The sequence below is a fragment of the Streptomyces beijiangensis genome (genome assembly GCF_017315755.1).
GTDB lineage: Bacteria > Actinomycetota > Actinomycetes > Streptomycetales > Streptomycetaceae > Streptomyces > Streptomyces beijiangensis.
Window position 1 is genome coordinate 1 of the sequence record NZ_JAFLRJ010001633.1, and the last position, 393, is coordinate 393.

Here is a 393-nt window from a genome sequence, read left to right on the forward strand (position 1 = left end):
GGAAGGAGCCGATTCTCTTAAATCCAGAATACAACGGACTGACCGACCGGAAAATCTTGAAGGCTTATCATTCGCTGCTTGAAGGCGGTCAAAACGTCTATTGGAAAGACATGAGCGGCGCTTCATCCGGAATGGCCCTTGTCCATAAAATTCCGGGAGGCATCTTAGAACCGTTCGGCGCGCTGATTTTGACGCTTGACGAAAGAGAATTGGGCCGGTTGCTTGAGAGCCTTTCGCCGTATTCAAAGGGAACAGCGCTCCTTTTTCATCATAATCAGAAGCCTGTTTCTTGGAGCAATCGCGGCAAAACCAACTTTGAAAGCGCCTTAAAAGAAAGGCTTGAGAAACAAAAAAATCCACAGGGCTCCTTTGTTATGGATTGGAGCGGAGGTG

At 48.1% G+C, this 393-nt stretch carries 1 pseudogene; it reads left to right on the forward strand.

What is annotated here, in order from left to right:
• A pseudogene (locus J0695_RS46595) lies at positions 1 to 393 on the forward strand (hypothetical protein); the annotation flags it as partial.